The 17,261-nt window shown below is 45.3% G+C and carries 13 protein-coding genes; 10 read left to right on the top strand and 3 right to left on the bottom strand.

Features of this window, described 5'->3' with window-relative positions; genetic code table 11:
* The first annotated feature begins 74 nt into the window (after positions 1-74).
* The 6 genes from J0B03_RS04110 (at position 75) to J0B03_RS04085 (ending at position 11,522) form a co-directional block, all read left to right on the top strand.
* The gene (locus tag J0B03_RS04110) at positions 75-2,228 is read left to right on the top strand and encodes an InlB B-repeat-containing protein (RefSeq protein ID WP_207300594.1); all 2,154 of its coding nucleotides are present in this window, start codon (positions 75-77) and stop codon (positions 2,226-2,228) included.
* A 69-nt stretch (positions 2,229-2,297) separates the two neighbouring features.
* Positions 2,298-4,706 (top strand): InlB B-repeat-containing protein, encoded by a 2,409-nt coding sequence (locus tag J0B03_RS04105; RefSeq protein WP_207300593.1) that lies wholly within the window; start codon positions 2,298-2,300, stop codon positions 4,704-4,706.
* Between the two features lie 201 nt (positions 4,707-4,907).
* A complete protein-coding gene (locus J0B03_RS04100; RefSeq protein WP_207300592.1) occupies positions 4,908-7,604 on the top strand; it encodes a hypothetical protein in 2,697 nt (898 codons plus the stop codon).
* A 117-nt stretch (positions 7,605-7,721) separates the two neighbouring features.
* Positions 7,722-8,711 carry a DMT family transporter gene (locus J0B03_RS04095; protein WP_207300591.1) on the top strand — a complete coding sequence of 330 codons (990 nt, stop codon included), beginning with the start codon at positions 7,722-7,724 and terminating at the stop codon, positions 8,709-8,711.
* A gap of 160 nt (positions 8,712-8,871) precedes the next feature.
* Positions 8,872-11,016, top strand: coding sequence for a BglG family transcription antiterminator (locus J0B03_RS04090; RefSeq protein WP_207300590.1), 2,145 nt, complete (start codon positions 8,872-8,874; stop codon positions 11,014-11,016).
* A gap of 47 nt (positions 11,017-11,063) precedes the next feature.
* Entirely contained in the window at positions 11,064-11,522 is a 459-nt protein-coding gene (locus J0B03_RS04085) for a PTS sugar transporter subunit IIA (protein ID WP_207300589.1), read from the top strand.
* Here J0B03_RS04085 and J0B03_RS04080 read toward each other — a convergent pair.
* Positions 11,512-12,309, bottom strand: coding sequence for a hypothetical protein (locus J0B03_RS04080; RefSeq protein WP_207300588.1), 798 nt, complete (start codon positions 12,307-12,309; stop codon positions 11,512-11,514). The genes J0B03_RS04085 and J0B03_RS04080 overlap by 11 nt on opposite strands.
* Before the next feature lie 184 nt (positions 12,310-12,493).
* On the opposite strand from J0B03_RS04080, the gene J0B03_RS04075 reads away from it, so the two are divergent.
* From J0B03_RS04075 to J0B03_RS04060, 4 genes are all read left to right on the top strand, one after another.
* Positions 12,494-12,802, top strand: coding sequence for a PTS sugar transporter subunit IIB (locus tag J0B03_RS04075; RefSeq protein WP_207300587.1), 309 nt, complete (start codon positions 12,494-12,496; stop codon positions 12,800-12,802).
* 77 nt (positions 12,803-12,879) lie between these two features.
* On the top strand, positions 12,880-14,253 hold the full coding sequence (locus tag J0B03_RS04070; protein ID WP_246798184.1) for a PTS galactitol transporter subunit IIC: 1,374 nt from the start codon (positions 12,880-12,882) through the stop codon (positions 14,251-14,253).
* A gap of 73 nt (positions 14,254-14,326) precedes the next feature.
* Positions 14,327-14,884, top strand: coding sequence for a hypothetical protein (locus J0B03_RS04065; protein WP_207300585.1), 558 nt, complete (start codon positions 14,327-14,329; stop codon positions 14,882-14,884).
* 18 nt (positions 14,885-14,902) lie between these two features.
* Positions 14,903-15,577 carry a class II aldolase/adducin family protein gene (locus J0B03_RS04060; protein WP_207300584.1) on the top strand — a complete coding sequence of 225 codons (675 nt, stop codon included), beginning with the start codon at positions 14,903-14,905 and terminating at the stop codon, positions 15,575-15,577.
* Positions 15,578-15,614: 37 nt separating this feature from the next.
* On the opposite strand, the gene J0B03_RS04055 is transcribed toward J0B03_RS04060, so the two are convergent.
* Both J0B03_RS04055 and J0B03_RS04050 read right to left on the bottom strand, forming a co-directional pair.
* Positions 15,615-16,115, bottom strand: coding sequence for an SHOCT domain-containing protein (locus tag J0B03_RS04055; protein ID WP_207300583.1), 501 nt, complete (start codon positions 16,113-16,115; stop codon positions 15,615-15,617).
* A gap of 37 nt (positions 16,116-16,152) precedes the next feature.
* Positions 16,153-17,073, bottom strand: a complete 921-nt coding sequence (locus tag J0B03_RS04050) for a LysR family transcriptional regulator (RefSeq protein ID WP_207300582.1) — start codon at positions 17,071-17,073, stop codon at positions 16,153-16,155.
* Positions 17,074-17,261: the final 188 nt, after the last annotated feature.

Below are 17,261 nucleotides of genomic sequence, written 5' to 3'. Positions count from 1 at the left end.
TTATGATTTAATGTAAAATGAGATAAAATTATAAATAATCATAAACATTAAAAATCAAAAGAGGAGGACGGAAGTTGAAATCAAAAATCTTTTCATTATTATTGGCTTTATTGTTGATCTTTACCTGGATTCCGGGAGGAATCATCGCTCAGGATACAGATTCGGGTTTGGGGGTAGACCCTGGAGTGGATGGGATAACAAGGAATCAAACGGATAACACTCCTCAAGGAACATTGACATTGAAAAGTGGTTCCATCACTGCATATGGCTGGGTCGCATACAGTGTGAACGTTGAACAGACACCGCAAGGTCTGGCGACCATCGGCATCCCGGACGGGACCATCACCAACATAACTCCAAGTACCTTGGGGACTTTCATGGCCGGAGGAGATTTTGTCGGGAAGGATCTGTACATGATCTCTTTTACCGGGATCCTGTATGGTGTAGATACGGATACAGGGGCATTGACGGAAATCGGGAACACCGGATTGAATAGTTACAACGTAACAGGTTTCGCCTACGATACAACCACGGAAACGGCATATGTGTCCACTGGCGCAAATTTGTATACCATCGACTTGGTAGATGCTACGGTCACTTTGGTCGGCCCAATGACGAATTCATCGACCATCATCGACATTGCTTTTAACGGCAACGGCGGTCTGTACGGCATCGATATCACCACGGACAGCATTTATCAAATTTACGCACCTACCGGCCAAGCCTCTTTTATCGGCAATTTGGGGGTCGACATCACATACGCCCAAGGGATGGGCTTTGATCGGATCAACAATGTTTTATATGGCACCTTGTACGACAGCACCGGTAACGGAGGATTGTACCAGATCAACAAGGATACAGGCGCCACAACCCTGTTGCAATCCATCGGAGTGGAAATGGATGCACTGGCCATTCCCTATGAGTTTACCAAGGTGGAGTTCTACGACGGGGCTACACTCCTGAAAACGTCCCATGTCAACGATGGGGAAGAGGCTGTGGAAAAACCCGCAGTAGCAGACAAAGCCGGAAGCATATTTGCTGGATGGAATACGGAAGAAGACGGCAGCGGAACGGCCTACGGGGTAGAGGATGCCATCTATGTGGAAGAAGATACGGTGCTCTATGCCCAGTGGAACATGGTAGACTATACTGTCACCTACGACGGCAACGGATCCACTGGTGGAACGGCGCCAGTGGACACGAAGGTCTACAACATGGATGATACGGTCATCGCACTGGCTAGCACTTTTGAAAAAACCGGACATCTTTTTACAGGCTGGAACTCCAGTGCTGATGGAAGCGGAACGGCGTACGAACCGGATGAAACCTTCGTCATGGGAACAGAAGATGTGACCCTGTATGCCCAGTGGACCATGGAAGAATACCAGGTTTCCTATGCCGGGAACGGATCCACCTCGGGGACGGTACCAACGGATGATGCCGCCTACCATATGGATGACGAAGTGATTGTATCTGCCAATGCAGGTACGTTGGCAAAAATGGGATACACCTTTGCCGGTTGGAACACAAAATCCGATGCCTCGGGCACGAAACTGGCGCCCGGCAGCGCTTACACGATGGGGGCAACAGACGTGGTCTTCTACGCCCAGTGGACCAAAGATCCAGTGGTCATCACTTATCTGGAACAGGAAAGCGGATCGGTTGCTGGAGCAGCTGACATGGAAGGAAATATCCTATTGCCGGAAAAAGACCAAGAAGACACCATGAAAATCACCGTATATCTCCAAGGGGACAAGACAACCTTGGATACGGTAATACAGGCTATCGTGGAACAACAGCTGAAAGGGAAAAGATATGACCTTTTGGATGTATATGATCTGACGCTGATGAAGCGGATCGAACATACGGATGGAACCATCACGGAAGTCATGGTGAAAAATGAAGAGATCACGGCGCCCATTACGGTACGGATCCAGTTGACTTCAGAGCAAGTCGACATGAACAACCTGGCCATGGCATATGTGGACGGAAGCGGGAATGTCACCATCCTCACCGGTATGATGGTGGAGGTGGATGGGAAAGCCTATGTGGAATTTGAAGCGGACCATTTCTCTACTTATGCATTGGTCCAGCTACAAGACGAGGTCAACCCCAAGACTGGTCTCTTGGAATCGGCAAACACTGGCTCCGTTTTTCTGTTGATCCTCAGTTTCTTCTTCCTGGGGACGGTTCTTTTGATTACGAGTAGAAAACAAAGAAGTGTGTAAGTTTTTAATGGGGACGGTGACTTTTTTGCAAAAAAGTCACCGTCCCCAAAAAATAAAAGGAGTGATTTGATGAAACGAACCAAGGCATTATTGGCTCTCATGTTGAGTCTCCTGATGCTGCTGTCGTTTTTCCCCGGACCGGTACTGGCGGCAGATGGATTTGAGGACTTTGTATCAAGCCCGGACAGCCGTTCCGGTATCGGATGGGCTTGGGACGAGACCACCAAAACCCTGACATTCGACGGCGTGGGGGAAAGCATTCCCTTTTCCTGTGATCTCCCTGGGGGATCGACGGTACAGGTGGATTCGGACATCACCTTGGAATCGGACGTCTTCACAGCGTTCGATGTGGAAGGCGATCTCACCGTCCAGGGGGAAGGGACCCTGACCTTAAAAGGCTCTTACGTAGGAATCGATACGGAGGGGGACCTGACCGTTTTGTCGGATCTGGTCATGGAGGTCCAGGACACTGGGATCCTGGCCAAGGGTGCTTTGAGCCTATCCGAAGCCGATGTGGCAATGGATCTTTACTATTTGGATAGGAGTGAAACTTCCAACCTGCAGATCTCATATAATCAGGCTGGGATCATCGCCCGTACATCTATTGATGTAGAAGACAGCAACATTGCCATGGAGGGATTTCGAGTAGGGCTCTATGCGGGATATGAAGACATGAATGATCTTTCCTTGACCCTACTTGTGGAGCATCCCATCACCATCGTAAATTCCACCATCGACTTGGACCGGGGTGACAGCAGGGTCCCGGCGGAAGCGAAGGAACAAACCCTGACAACCATAGTTTGGGATACGGGGATCTCTACGGAGAAGGGGGATATCACCATATCCCAGGACAGTGCAGTGACCGTCGATGGGTATGAGAGTGCCATCGTCGCGGGAACGGAAAACATTTACCTGGATCAGCTATCCCAGTCCTCGGATCTGCAAGTGGAAGTTACCGGATCTGGAGACATTGATGTCAACAATGCAACCCTCCTCTTAACAGGAGTGGGACCTTATTCGGACGGCACGGCAGCCATCCACGCCTTGCAAGGAAGCGTCAGACTTACCAATGCCCAAGTGACGGCCACCGGGTTCTGGTTTGGCATCAATACAGGCTTTACTCGTTATATGAGCATCCCCAGCGACTATATGGGACTGCGTGGCGATTACCTGCCTTCTTATGTTTCCATCACCAATAGTGAATTATCCTTCACCGGCTTTGACATTATGGAAACCTACTCTTTGAAAAGAGGCCCCGAAAACAACAATGTTGGCATCGTCAATCCCATGGGACCGGTGACCATTGAAGAGAGCACCGTCCTGGTGAAAGACTTCAAAAAAGGGATCATCAATGGATTTGTGCTGGATGGAGCTTTGCTCATCGACTACAGCGAAGTCAAGGTGGACCTTCTGGATGATTACACAGGAGATTACAATGCCGTGGCGGCGTACTACCAATACGACGACATGACCACCCTGGAGACGACAGAGGAGAAAAACATACAGTTGAAATCTTCCTACATCCTTATTCCGGAGGAAGGAACGGTGGAAACCTTCGAATACCCGGACATCACCCAACAGGACGTCGCCCAGACATTCGACTACATCGCTCCCGATGAAAACGGCGTGGTTCATATCCTGCCCTATCCCCTGGTCACCTTTGATTCCATGGGCGGCAGCGACGTCACCGGCCAGATCTTGGCACCGGGAGGAAATCCGGTAAAACCGGAAGATCCCACCAGGGATGGTTACCTCTTTGACGGATGGTATTTCGATACGGAGTATGCAGAGAAGATCGTCTTTGACGAGTATGCCGTCGAAGAAGATGTGACCCTCTACGCCAAGTGGGACCGACCTCCTCAGGTGGTTGAATTTGTAGAGGAAGATGAAGGTACCGGGGTGATGGCCTCCGGTTTGGAAGACAAGGTGGTCGTAGAGGAAAAAGACGACAAAGACATTGCCAAGATCACCGTCTTTGTAAAGGCCTTGGAGAAAGAATTGGATCCTTCCATTCAGGATGCGGTGGAAACGGCTCTGGCTGGCAAGGGATACGAGCTCCTTGGCGTCTACGACATCGAACTTTACAAGCGGATCGAGCCCTATGAGGGGGATCCGGTGGAAGAAAAGATCGACAATGAAGACATAACAGGTCCCGTATCCGTCTATCTTCCATTGACCGCCCAGCAGGCGGCAAAGGAAGATCTGGCCATTGCTTATATTACCGAAGATGGCTCTGTGGAGATCATCCAGGGACTGAAGAAGACCATAGGGAAAGTGACCTATTTCGTCTTTGAAACGGACCATTTCAGCGACTATGCCCTGGTGGAGCAGACCATGGAAGCCAATCCGTCAACAGGAGATGGGAATGCAGCATCCCAAGGGAAGGCAATGGATGCCGGCTGGATGACCGGCGGGATCCTGCTGATTCTGGCTATGGTTGCCCTTGGTCGAACGAAGTGGAACAAACAGCAGATTTGATGTTTTGAGGTGATTGAGATGGGTTGAGATGGGGACGGTGACTTTTTTGCAAAAAAGTCACCGTCCCCATTTAAACATTTAAAACGCCCCCTTGTCTTAACAATTTTCATAAATTAGCATCAATAAAACTGGTCCACATGAAATTTTTACGATAAACTGTAAGATATAAAGTTTTATTTGAAATGGGAATGGGGGATGACCATGAAACCTTGGTCCAAAATGATCGTATGGATCGTCGCAGTGATCTTTGTGGTTGGAGGATGTGCACCGAAAAATTCATCCGTGAGCTACAACAGTCTGGACAATGATACGTTGCGAATTTCAGGCATGTCGGATGAGGAATATTTGGAAAAAGCCGGAGAAGATACCCTTGGTGACTTCATGGCGGCCAGTCCTTTCTACATCAGTGAGGAGATCCAACATCTTTTCGAAGATCAAAGTTACTTTGAGCTTTTTGACAGGAAAGTGGAGGATCTGCTGATCCGGTCCTCGCGGATCAAGGGAAACCTGGACATCGCATTGATGCCCCATTTGGATCATATAGTATATACAGTTCTGGATAGCTATGAAAAAGCTGCTATAGCAGATCCAACCTATCAGGATCTTTATGATCAACTCTCGGAAGAATATGCAGAAGAACTTACTCAACTATCTATTTTATCCGCACAATTGAATGCGTACGTCGATTCCAACGAAACAGATGATTATATCAACGATTGGAACAAGTATCTGCAAGTGTACAAAAGTGCAGATCTGGGAGACCGGGCAGCTCGGTTTGCGACTAGGCTGGTCAGTGACGGTGTGATCCTGTTTGAAGAGTACGAAAAGGTGGCTTTTGGAGATTCCATAACCAAGATGGAAATGGAAAATATGATATTGAATCTGGAGTCATTGGAGGGACAGGAGTTTACCATCCAAAGCACCGTAGATGAAGTAGGCGCCATCTTTGCCGGCTTGAAGGAATTGGAGAAGGCGGATGCCTACATGGTCATGTCCCTGCTGCAAGGGATGATGGACTTTACGGAGGAAGCATCTCCTAAAATTAATGCCATCGAGCTGAAAGACGGCATAACCCAGGACATGATCGACATGGCAAAAGACAGCAACGTCTTCCATCAAGAAATGGGTCTTTACTATGGAGCACAACTGGTGGAGGGGTACGGTTTGATGGAGGCTTCCCAACTGGCATTACACTACCATGGACCTGCATCGGATGACCAAGTCCTGTTCTCAAAAGCCTTTTTCGGTTCCAAAACAGTGCAGGCATCAGAAAGTGTCGATGGAACCAGTTCCAAGCTGTATTACGAGCAGGCCAAAGAACTGACAAAAATCGCTCCAGTAAAAGAAAATAAAAAAGAAGGTTTTTTCAGCAAAATAAAAAAGAAAGTATTGTCTACTGCAGGGACCATTCTGGAAAAGACCAGCAACCGGATCTACAATTATGCGTTTGATTCCTATGCATCCGACTTAGGGGTGGATGCAAAGACCATTGCGGAAGAAAAGGCCCGTGTATTAGTAGAGGAGAAACGTCGGATCGCCAACAATGAAGCCGGTGCGGAAGTTTATGAAAATTCCATCAAGATGATCGACAAGTACGTGGACGGCGGCATCGGCATCGTCTCGGACTATGTGCTGGGAGAAGACAGCAATACTTCCAAGATGATCAAGGAAGGATCAAAATTTGCCGTCGGGTGCTTTACCGGATCTGCCAAGGCCATGATCACCATGGCCAATCCAAAGACGAAAACCGGCGACTTTATCAAGGCGGCAGTGGACGTGGCCTTGACGACAGCCGCAGGCGCCGATGCGGCCAGCAAGTTTATCAAATCCGGCATCAACAAGACCTTGTCTTTGGGCAGCAGGATTGCCAAACCGACGGCAGAGCTGACGGGAACCATCATGAAAAAGACATTGGTCAGTGTTGGAAAATTAAAAGAGGTGATAAGCAAGAATGTCGGCAAGTTTGGCGACAAGCTGGTATCTACCATCGGGAAATCCCCCAAAAGCAAGGCAGTTCTTGATGTTGTTTATGATAAGTCGGTTTCCGCCATTGGAAAAAGCCAGCAGTATTTCGATGAAACTTTTGAGATGGCTGGCAAGCAACTCTCCAACTTCGGCAACAAGGTCAAGGACAAGCTGGTCACCATCAACAACAAAACGACCATCAACAATGCACTGGTGAAGAACGCCATCGGAGAGAGCAGCGGCGATGTCATCAAAAATTACGTCCAAGGCCTGGCCTTGGGGTATATACCCGGAATGATCAATTCCACCCTTGAAAATTTTGAATCGGCTTACAAGGAGGAAGAGATCCTCATCGCTCAAGGGGAGGATCAAGCAGATACTGATCCGACGACACCTGCAGACGGAGATGATCCGGCAACTGGAGAGGATCCGCTTGTAGTGGATGGTGATATGCCGGAGGATCCGGCAAAACCGGATGATGACCCGACAGATCCGGACTCTGCAGACCCAATCGGCCCACCGGACTCCCAAGGATCGGACCCTGGAAGTGGTGGAGGAAGCGATGAAGGCGGGTTTGGCGAATTCGAAGGAGCTACGACGGTCCAACCTGTTGGAATCACGGGAGAATACAATGGAGTATTTACGGAATTCGGCATGTTTGACATGGTGGAAAAAGGCAACGATCCCTTTGTGCTGACACTGACGACCGACAAGCTTCGCATTAAAGGAAACTTTGTTACTGATGATGTCGATATCACATTTACAGATTTGAAATACAGGGGAAATGAATTGTACGCTTCCGTCATCGACAACGAGCGGGATCTGGTGGAAGTGAAGATGAGCTTCGACGGAAACGGAAATGTGATTGGAAGGATCTTGATGTATTATCGGGTAGAGTACCTGGGTTACATCGACTTCGAAGCATCGAAATAATAAAAGGGACGGTTCTTTTGATTGCATCAAAAGAACCAGGGGAACGGCATGATGAATTTCAAATAGTTCATCATGCCGAAAACCATTATTTGCAGTTGTAAGAAAGGACAAAATGACATGACGACAGACAAACAAAATAAATTGGCACTGGTTTTTGCCCTGATGGCTTACTCCATTTTTGGGTTCAGTTTTTTGTTCTCCAAAATTGCTCTGGGGGTCGTATCCCCCTTTGTGCTGCTGGCGGTACGGTTTTCCATGGCTTTTTTGACCTTGAACCTGCTGATGGCATTCGGCGTCTTTCGCATTCGATTAAAAGGGAAAAACGTGAAGAGACTGCTCCTACTTGGGATCTTTCAACCCATCCTGTACTTCATTTTTGAAAACTTCGGGATGCGCCTGTCGACGGCTTCCTTTGCCGGCATCATGATCGCCATGGTGCCCATGGTCAGTTTGATCTTGAGTGGACTGATCTTGAAAGAAAAAGTCCGATTGACCCAGGGGCTCTTCGTATTGCTCTCTATAGTGGGGGTGTTCTTCACGACGGCGGGTCAGTTGGACGTGGATTTTCAGTGGGGCGGATTCTTTTTATTGATGGGAGCTGTATTTTCTGCGGGCCTCTTCAACATATTCAATCGGAAACTGGCCAGGGAATTTGGTTCCTTTGAGCGGACCTATGTGATGTTTGCCCTGGGATTTGTGGTTTTTACAGGAGTTGCCCTGGTGGAGAACCGGGGCGTGCCCCTGATGACGGTATTGGAACCTATGAAAGATCCCGTCTTTTGGGGTTCCGTCACCTTTTTGGCGGTGGCCTCCTCTGTTGGTGCTTTTCTGATGCTCAATTATGCGGCCACCCATCTTAGTGTGGTCCAGGCCACCATCTTTTCCAACATCACCACCATTGTTTCCATCCTGGCAGGGGTATTGATCTTGAAGGAGGACTTCGGAGTGTTCCAGTTGCTGGGGTCGGTGATCATTATCATCAGCGCCTATGGGGTGAATCGAAAGCCGAGAAATCAAAGGGACGGTTCTTTTGATTACGCATTGGGGGTAGAGCCTGCTTTGGCGGTGGCGGAGGTAGTTGTGGTTGAAGGGGAAGAAATAGTGTGAAACACATAGAAACGAAGACGGTTCTCGTGGTCATGACCACAAGAACCGTTCTTTTGATACGGAAATATCAATTGACCCAATTGACTTGACTCCATGCTGGAATGATTTGGACTTTTAATAAAAACACGGCAGTTTTATAATAAAACAAGGAGGAGATGGCGTGAACAGAAGAATCAATATTATCATTACGGATATCAGCAATGACAAGCGATACTCCATCTCGGAATATGCAGAATTGTTCAACGTATCGGAACAAACCATACGAAATGATTTGAAGGAAGCAAATGATAGTCTGTTGGCCAACGACAAATCACAGATCATCATCAATCCTCAAGGGGAGCTGACTTTTGAAAACGATGAAGCCAGCGCAAGCGAGCTCCTATCCCTGTTTCACTCTTTTCAGACATACAAGTTGTCCCAAAACGAAAGAAGAACGATCCTAGCGATGGAACTACTTAATGCCACGTCCTACTTGACTACCTATCATCTTTCAGATTACGTACTGGTCAGTCGAAATACCTTGTTGACCGACATCGATGCGGTACGAGACTGGTTTGAAGACCACAACCTGGAGCTGTATTCCCAAACTCGCCGTGGCTATCTGGTCAAAGGGGATGAGAACACCATACGAAGTGCCATGACGAAACTGTTGGTCCTAAACGGCATGACGGAAGAAAGCGATCCTTTTGAAGACGAACTCAATATTTTCCGCCGGCTATTGTTGGCCAGCGTCGATAAAAAAGGGCGATATCCTGAATTGAAAACCATTTTAAGCCAATGTGAAGCTGCGGAGGAAGTGTTGCTTTCCGAGTATTCCTTTTCCAGGGTGTTGAGCTATCTCGTTGTCATGGTAAACCGATTGGAAAATGGGAAATCTCTGGATGATGTCAACAAAACACCGATCGAAAACAATTCCAAATATTCTTTTGCCAATACGATTTGTGGACGCGTTTCAGCAAAGCTGCAATTGGAAATATCTCATGAAGAAGTGAAGTACCTGTGCAAGATTTTATGCGCACTAAGCTATTTGAAAGATTCTGGGACAAAAATCGATTCCATGGAGATACAGATTTTGATCACTGAATTTGTCTACCAAATCTCCAAAGAGTTGAACATACAATATCACCTGAACTCAGACTTGTTCGATTTGTTGATCAATCACATGAAACTCATGATCAACCGCCTTATGGATGAAACCATGGTGGCAAATCCACTTTTGGAGGAACTGGAAGAAAACACATACATTTTTTCCATTGTGGAGAAAGCGCTGGAACCTGTTGAAAGATACCTGAACAAGAAAATTTCTAAAGACGAAAGCTCTTTTATCGTCATGTACATTCTAGCTATTTTGGAAAACAGCCTGATAGGAAAAACCAGAGTCCATGCGATCCTGGTCTGCAATTCCGGCGGCGGCACTGTGCAGCTGTTAAAGGCGAAGTTAAAATCCATCTTTCCAAAACTTAATGTGGAAGCTATTACATCATCTCATCAATTGGAAAACATGGAGTTGGACAGTATAGATCTGGTCGTTTCAACAGTATATTTGAAAAACAGCGAAAAACCATACATACACGTCCATCCCATTCCAACGGAAGAGGACATCGTAAACTTGCACAAGATCATCAACACCATTGAAAAAGACAAGCGCTTTAAAAGGATCAACAATCCCCAAAAGCCGCTTCCCATTGATGAAAAAGCGTTTTTTTCCCAATATGAATCCATCATCAACAAGTACATTGACAACAACTACAAAGAGGATGCCATCCAGGAGTTGAAAGATGCTTTCCATCATTACATGAGTGAAGATTTGCGCGAAGTTCCCGGCAAAAAGGATATGGAAAAGCTATATGGCCTATTGTCGGATTCCAGGATATCGCTGGATGTTGAAGCGGAAAACTGGCAACATGCCGTACAGATCTCTGGCGAATTAATGAAAAGAGAGAATATGGTTACGGAAGAATACATCGAAGCCATGATCCAGATCATTGAAAAGGATTCCTACGTGGTTATTTATCCGGGCCTGGCCATACCTCATGCAGAAAAAGAAAAAGGCGCACTGAAAACAGGTGCCAGCTTGGTTCGATTGAAAGAACCAGTTTCCTTCAATCACGATTTGAACGATCCAGTTCGTTATGTCTTGTCTTTCAGCATCACGGATGGTAAGGCCATCGCTAAAAGCTTGTACAATTTAACGGAAATGTTGGGTACTGGAGAATTTATTCAGGAGTTGGATAAGGCTTCCACATCCAAGGAGATGTTGCAGATCATGGAAAACTTTGAAAAAAAGGTGACTGGAGAGCTTTGATCCGGCCCTATGACTTCAATAAAAATTCAACGTAAGGAGTTAACTCGATGGAATTGCTTAAAGAAAGAGTTCGTGAAGACTTAGTATTTTTGAATGTAAAAGGAGAAACATCAGCGGATGTCTTGCGCTTTATATCCGATGAACTGAGTAAACGGCAAATAGTGAAAGAGACCTTTTACGATGCATTGATCCAAAGAGAAAAAGAGTTTCCCACAGGACTACCCATTGGCGAGATCAACGTAGCCATTCCTCATACATATCCAGATCATATCAATGAAGTGGCGGTCACCATCGCCATTTTGGACAAACCGGTAACTTTTCGAAACATGGGAGACCCCACCCAGAATGTGGATGTTTCCATCGTGCTCTGCATGACAATGAAAAAGCTTGACGACAACGTCAAGCTACTACCAGAACTGATAGGTTATTTTGCGGATGAAAATCATTTGAAACAACTGCTGGAGTGTAAAACGCCGAAGGCAGTCATCGATTTGATCACTCACTGAAATAGAAATCATTGTCCGTGTCGTGAATAAATCGTTGGTAGATCAAATGGTTGTCCGTATCTCCTTTCTTACTAAAATACCGTTGCAGAAGGTGGGCAAGAAAAAGTTTGTCGTACTTTGTAGGAGCCGTTTCAAAAGCATGAACCAAATGGTCCGTGTCTTCAAAAGAAGGTTTCGTAAAGACAGCGATATAGTCTCGGGTCGTCCTGGTGATGTCGGTTGCCTGTTCTTTCATGCGAGCATTGTTTTTGATCAGGTCTGCATGTTTTTTCAAATGGGAATATGACTTGATAGCTTCTTCTGGAGAACCCTGCTCTATCATGGCGATACAAGCATTCTTGAAGATGCCGCACATGTTTAGACGCATTTCATCGCTGATCCAGTCCACGTTGGAATCAGAAATGCCTGATTCCAGTAGTTTCAAGGGTTTTTGGAAGTCGCCTACAGCCAATGCAGCATTGCCCAGCAACAGATATTTGGCTAGATTGGATTGTCGGCTGCCCTTTCTATAAAGGGGGTCAGCCATGGAGTAGAAACGGCCGGCATTACATTCTTCCATCAGGATGCGACCCAAGTATTGAAATTCCTTGTTTCCCGTTTTAGTGGCAAAAATGGCGGCGATGGTATGGGCGATCAACAGTGCAAAAACCGACAAGATCAGTTTGGTGATGGGGGTCAATCCACCTGCTGGCGCACTTTCGGGAATGATCAATGCAAAGACCAGGATTGTTAATGCAAACAAGATCATTACATACTGGAAAAGACTTTTCTTAAATTCTGTGATCATGGGTTCACCTCGCTAAATTTGGACGTTGAGTTGATATGAATACTGGTCAACTATACCACATTAGCAATTCAAATTTCAATGGCAGAGCTGGATAAATATTCTTGATCGATCGTAAATGAATAAATTGTGAATAGACAAGTTTTTTTACATCGATTGAATATAAAAAATTTTAAGGAGGTTTGTCATGGCGAACAACAAAATCAAAAAAATCTTGATCTCATGCGGTACTGGAGTTGTAACATCAACATTGGCAACGAAGCGTCTTTCCGAATTGTTGGACAAACGTGGATATGCCGGCAAGTATCAAACAACGCAATACAAGATTGCGGAACTGGCATCAAAAGATAGTGGGTTCGATGTGATCGTTCACACGACGACAGTGCCCAGTTTTTTAACGACACCTACCGTCAATGCTCTACCACTGGTTACCGGTGTTGGTATGGACAAAGTAGCAGATCAGGTCATTGAAATTCTCTGGCCGGAAGACAAGTAGTATTCCTTATGTTTACACTACACCAGGATCGGATCCGTCCAGGTGTATTTAAAAAAAACGTTGGAGGAGGAAAAACAGTGGTTGACGTAATTTTAAGTTTTTTTCAGTTTATTTCTAATCTAGGCCCATCCGTTATGATGCCTATCATCATGTTGATTCTTGGTTTGGCTCTAGGAGCACCTTTTGGTAAATCTTTGCGTGCAGGTTTGACTGTTGGTGTTGGTTTCATAGGTTTGGGCCTAGTCACAGGTCTTCTTGGAGGCAGTCTTGGACCGGCAGTTCAAGAAATGGTAGCCAGATATGGCTTGAAACTGGACGCTGTGGACATTGGTTGGGTGGCATCGGCAGCAATCGCCTTTGCTTCTCAAGTAGGAACTTTTATCATTCCGATCGGTATCACGATCAACGTGGTCATGTTGCTGACAAAAACAACACAGACCATCAACGTGGATATCTGGGATTACTGGCATTTTGCATTTACAGGAGCAATCGTTCAGAGTTATACCGGAAGCATTTGGATGGGTATTGCAGCGGCAGCTTTGAACATGGTCATCATTATGATCCTGGGAGACTGGACTGCACCCGGGTTGGAGAAATACAATGGATTACCCGGTATTTCTTTACCGCATGGTTTTACAACCGCATTCGTTCCATTTGCATATCTCTTCTGTGGGATCATCGACAAAATCCCTGGATTGAGCAATGTAAAAGTGGATATGGAAAAAATCCAAAGAAGACTGGGTGTTTTCGGAGAACCCATATTGATTGGTTTGGTTTTTGGTATCGTTATTGGAATCATTGCCGGATATGATGTATTTGGTGTAACAACGCTTGGAATGAGCTTGGCGGCTTGTTTGGTGTTGATCCCCAAAATGGCAGCATTATTGATGGAAGGATTGATCCCTGTATCCGATGCAGCACAAGTATTTATTGAGAAGAGAATCAAAGGTGGCGGTAAGATCTACATCGGTTTGGACTCTGCAGTAGGTATCGGTCATCCGATCTGTATGACGAGTGCTTTGATCTTGGTACCTGTCAGTATATTATTGGCTGTTTTACTGCCTGGCAACCGAGTGCTGCCATTTGCTGACCTTGCTGTTATTCCTTGGATGTTTGTTTTGTTCATCCCGGCGGCAAAAGGTGATTTCATGAGAAGTTTGGTTTCCGGATTCTTTACGCTGATCATTATGCTTTACATGGGTACGGACATGGTGGATACGTTTGTTAAAGCCGCTGTGGCAGCAGACCCTGCATCTTATGCAGCGGCCGGAAACTTCTCCAGCTTGTGCGATGGATCCAACCCGATGACGTGGGCCTTTTTCCGAATGTCCGGGCTTGGTTGGCTGGGAATCGGTGTCATTGCAGCAATAGGAGTGGCAATGGCGGTATATAACAGAAAGAAAATTATAAAAGAAGCCAACGAGATGGCAAGTGCTGATATAGCTGCTTAAAAATCAACAGCCGCTCGTCAAAAAGCGAGCGGCTGTTTCTTAAAACGATGATTAATGGGAAAGGAATGGACCAATGCAACGAGTTTATGAGTTTGATCCAAAAAGGTATCAATTCAAGGTAGTTTATACAGGTTACTTTCTTATATTGATCGCAGTAGTGTTGACTGGACTTTTTATCATGAATACGTCCCAGTTGTTGTACCTGTTTGGGGCTGTAGTAGCTGTTTATGGTATAATAAACACATTTTTTTTGAAGAGCAATCCAGGAACCATACGAATCGATGACAACATGATTCGGTTTATATCCTTTGGAGAAGTAGTCTATGAGTTAGAAGACTTGACTAGATTTCAAATAAAAGAATTTGCCAATGCCCAGTTTTACATTCGAGTGGAAGACAATTCCGGACAAAAGGGAAGATACTGGGTTTCCTATTATTATTTTTCGGACCAAAAGGAGCTCATCGACGAACTGTATTTGATTGAGAAGAAGATCCACCCTATTAGTTTGAAATTTCGGGGACGAGAGAATATGTTCAATGTACGGCCTTGCTATCAAGTCGTCAGTGATGAAAATGAAATCGACCCATTCTTTAAAGATGTTGATTGCAAAAGTGATGCAAAACTGGTATAGAAAGAGGGGTTTCGTAACATGTATGAAAATGAAAAGCGGGAAGTGATCAAAGCAGGAATCACCATGGACCGTTATGGCTTGATTGCTTTAAGTGGTGGAAATGTAAGCGTTCGTATGCCCAACAATGACATTCTTGTTACTCCTTCCGGAATGATCTACGAAGAAATGGTGGTTGACGATGTTCTAGTCGTGGACTTGGAGGGAAATGTGTTGGAAGGAACTAGAAAACCTTCTGTTGATACAAAAGCATTGCTGTATATCTTCAAAAAACGGCCAGAAATCAATGCGGTGGTCCATACCCACCAGCCTTATGCAACGGCTGTGGGACTTGTGCAGGATGAACTGCCTTGTGTGCTGACTACTTTGGCAAACACCACCAAAGGATCGGTAAAGGTAGCAAAGTATAGCTCTGCGGCAAGTTTGGACATGGGCATCGACACGGTAGAAGCCATTGGAGATCGTCTAGCGATCATTTTGAAACATCACGGCGTTGTTGCCATAGGAAAGAGCTTGAAAGAGGCGCTTTACGCAAGCATTTACTTGGAAGAGGCTGCAAAAACGTATATAGCAGCCAAGACCGTTGGTGATGTCGCAGTTTTAGACCAGGAACAAGTAGACCAGGCTGTAGAAGTTTTCAAGTATTACGGACAAGGTACAGCGGATTTACCGGAAGAACTAACAATGACAAGATGAAGAAAGTGGGGAAGCCTTAGGGATCCCCACCTTTTTTTTATTTTTTGGAGGTACTCAAAATATGTTTTTTCTGTTCATCGAATTCCTCGGCAGTGAGGATCCCTTCATCCAAGAGTTCTTTTAGTTTTCTTAGTTCGTCGATGTAGGAAGGTGAGTTTTCCGAAGGATCGGGATTGCCTAGTGAGGGACATGCAACATTCAGTTGCGCCAGAACTTCATCGTTTTTCTTTTGTATTTTTGAGACCATGACCGAGTTTGATCGCAGCGGTGTTTGGATGAATTCCAGGTGAAATGTTTCCGATTCTGTCTGGATCTCCAAATACAATGAAGTAACAATGAAATTTTGTTCTCCAAAGATAGTGGATGAAAAAGCTCTTGCGATACCACCTTTTCCCATGGAACCCTTCTTCTCGATCTTACGGTAAGATTGAATATCCTTGTAAGGAATGGATTTCTTCAAATCCGTCAGATAAAGTTGTTTTGCTTCATGGTCGAATTGGATGGCCTGATCGCTATAAAGTATTTTTCTTGTTTCCATAAGGACTCCTTTGAGTTAATAGGGACGGTTCTTTTGATTACGTAGACAGAGATTGGTCTTTAGTGTTTTTATCGCAAATGCATTCTTTGAGAACATCAACGAATAATTCAAGGGCAGGATTCATGTTGTTTTTGACCCAGATGGCATCGGTACCGATCAAATAGGGTACTTTTGGAATGTCGATATATCCTAACTTCTTGCTGTTGGCGATCTGATAGCTGCAACCCAATATGGCAACGCCGAGCCCGGACTCCAGATAGAATTTCATGGTTTCCATGGAGTTGATGCGAATGTGATTTTTGAATTCCAATTGATTGATCTTGCATATTTCATCAATGTAAGCGATTGCCGGCTTTGATTCTTCATTATCCAAACTGACTAAGGGCATCTGTTTAAAATCCTCAAAAATTGGGGTTCGATCTTCGAATAGCTCTTTCAGGTAATAGATCCTGGGTGTGGATCGGGACACGACAAAATGGCTGATGCTCTTATTGTTTTGTTGTTCGAAGGAAAAGGTCAGGATCACGTCCAATGTTTCGTTGAGCAGGTTTGCCCGCAAGTTTTTAAAGCCCATGCTGACGATCTGCAAATCGATATCCGGGTAGCGGTCTTGAAACAGATAGAATAGGCCTGGTGCGATGATATCCATGGCCAATTGACCATGTAGGCCGACTTTTAAGGTTCCACTGCGGTTCACATCCATAGTTTTAACGTTTTTGACAATATCATCGAGATGATTGAGCAAGCGGTTGATCTCTTTATAAAAATATGCACCCTGTGGAGTTAACTGGACTTGACGGGTATTTCTTTCAAAAAGTTTGACACCCAATTCTTCCTCCAGATGGGCGATTTGCTTGCTGACGTTGGACTGGGTCGTATAGGCATCATTGGCAGCTTTGGAAAAGCTGGAGTATTGGGCCACCAGTATGAAGTATTTGATCTGCATAAAATCCATCATATTCTTCATCCTTTCTTAATATATTCCAAAATGGAATATATATTAGTCGAATCAGCAATTTCTCTTATTCCATAAAATACTATAGAATTACAAAAAAGAAACAAGTCGAGTACAAATATCAATCGTTTTCATGGTAGTTAACATTATATCATCGATTGCACATGGTTTGTACGTCAAATAAGTAATAA

It is taken from the genome of Alkalibacter rhizosphaerae (assembly GCF_017352215.1).
Lineage (GTDB): Bacteria > Bacillota > Clostridia > Eubacteriales > Alkalibacteraceae > Alkalibacter > Alkalibacter rhizosphaerae.
The sequence above is the reverse complement of the archived record's forward strand: the minus strand, read 5'-3'. Positions and strand labels throughout refer to the sequence as shown.

What these genes read in the sequence shown, in the direction of transcription:
- J0B03_RS04105 (WP_207300593.1), top strand. Translation starts at nt 2,298, where the DNA reads ATGAAACGAACCAAGGCATTATTGGCTCTCATGTTGAGTCTCCTGATG.
- J0B03_RS04100 (WP_207300592.1), top strand. Translation starts at nt 4,908, where the DNA reads ATGAAACCTTGGTCCAAAATGATCGTATGGATCGTCGCAGTGATCTTT.
- J0B03_RS04095 (WP_207300591.1), top strand. Translation starts at nt 7,722, where the DNA reads ATGACGACAGACAAACAAAATAAATTGGCACTGGTTTTTGCCCTGATG.
- J0B03_RS04085 (WP_207300589.1), top strand. Translation starts at nt 11,064, where the DNA reads ATGGAATTGCTTAAAGAAAGAGTTCGTGAAGACTTAGTATTTTTGAAT.
- J0B03_RS04080 (WP_207300588.1), bottom strand. Translation starts at nt 12,309, where the DNA reads ATGATCACAGAATTTAAGAAAAGTCTTTTCCAGTATGTAATGATCTTG.
- J0B03_RS04075 (WP_207300587.1), top strand. Translation starts at nt 12,494, where the DNA reads ATGGCGAACAACAAAATCAAAAAAATCTTGATCTCATGCGGTACTGGA.
- J0B03_RS04065 (WP_207300585.1), top strand. Translation starts at nt 14,327, where the DNA reads ATGCAACGAGTTTATGAGTTTGATCCAAAAAGGTATCAATTCAAGGTA.
- J0B03_RS04060 (WP_207300584.1), top strand. Translation starts at nt 14,903, where the DNA reads ATGTATGAAAATGAAAAGCGGGAAGTGATCAAAGCAGGAATCACCATG.
- J0B03_RS04055 (WP_207300583.1), bottom strand. Translation starts at nt 16,115, where the DNA reads ATGGAAACAAGAAAAATACTTTATAGCGATCAGGCCATCCAATTCGAC.
- J0B03_RS04050 (WP_207300582.1), bottom strand. Translation starts at nt 17,073, where the DNA reads ATGATGGATTTTATGCAGATCAAATACTTCATACTGGTGGCCCAATAC.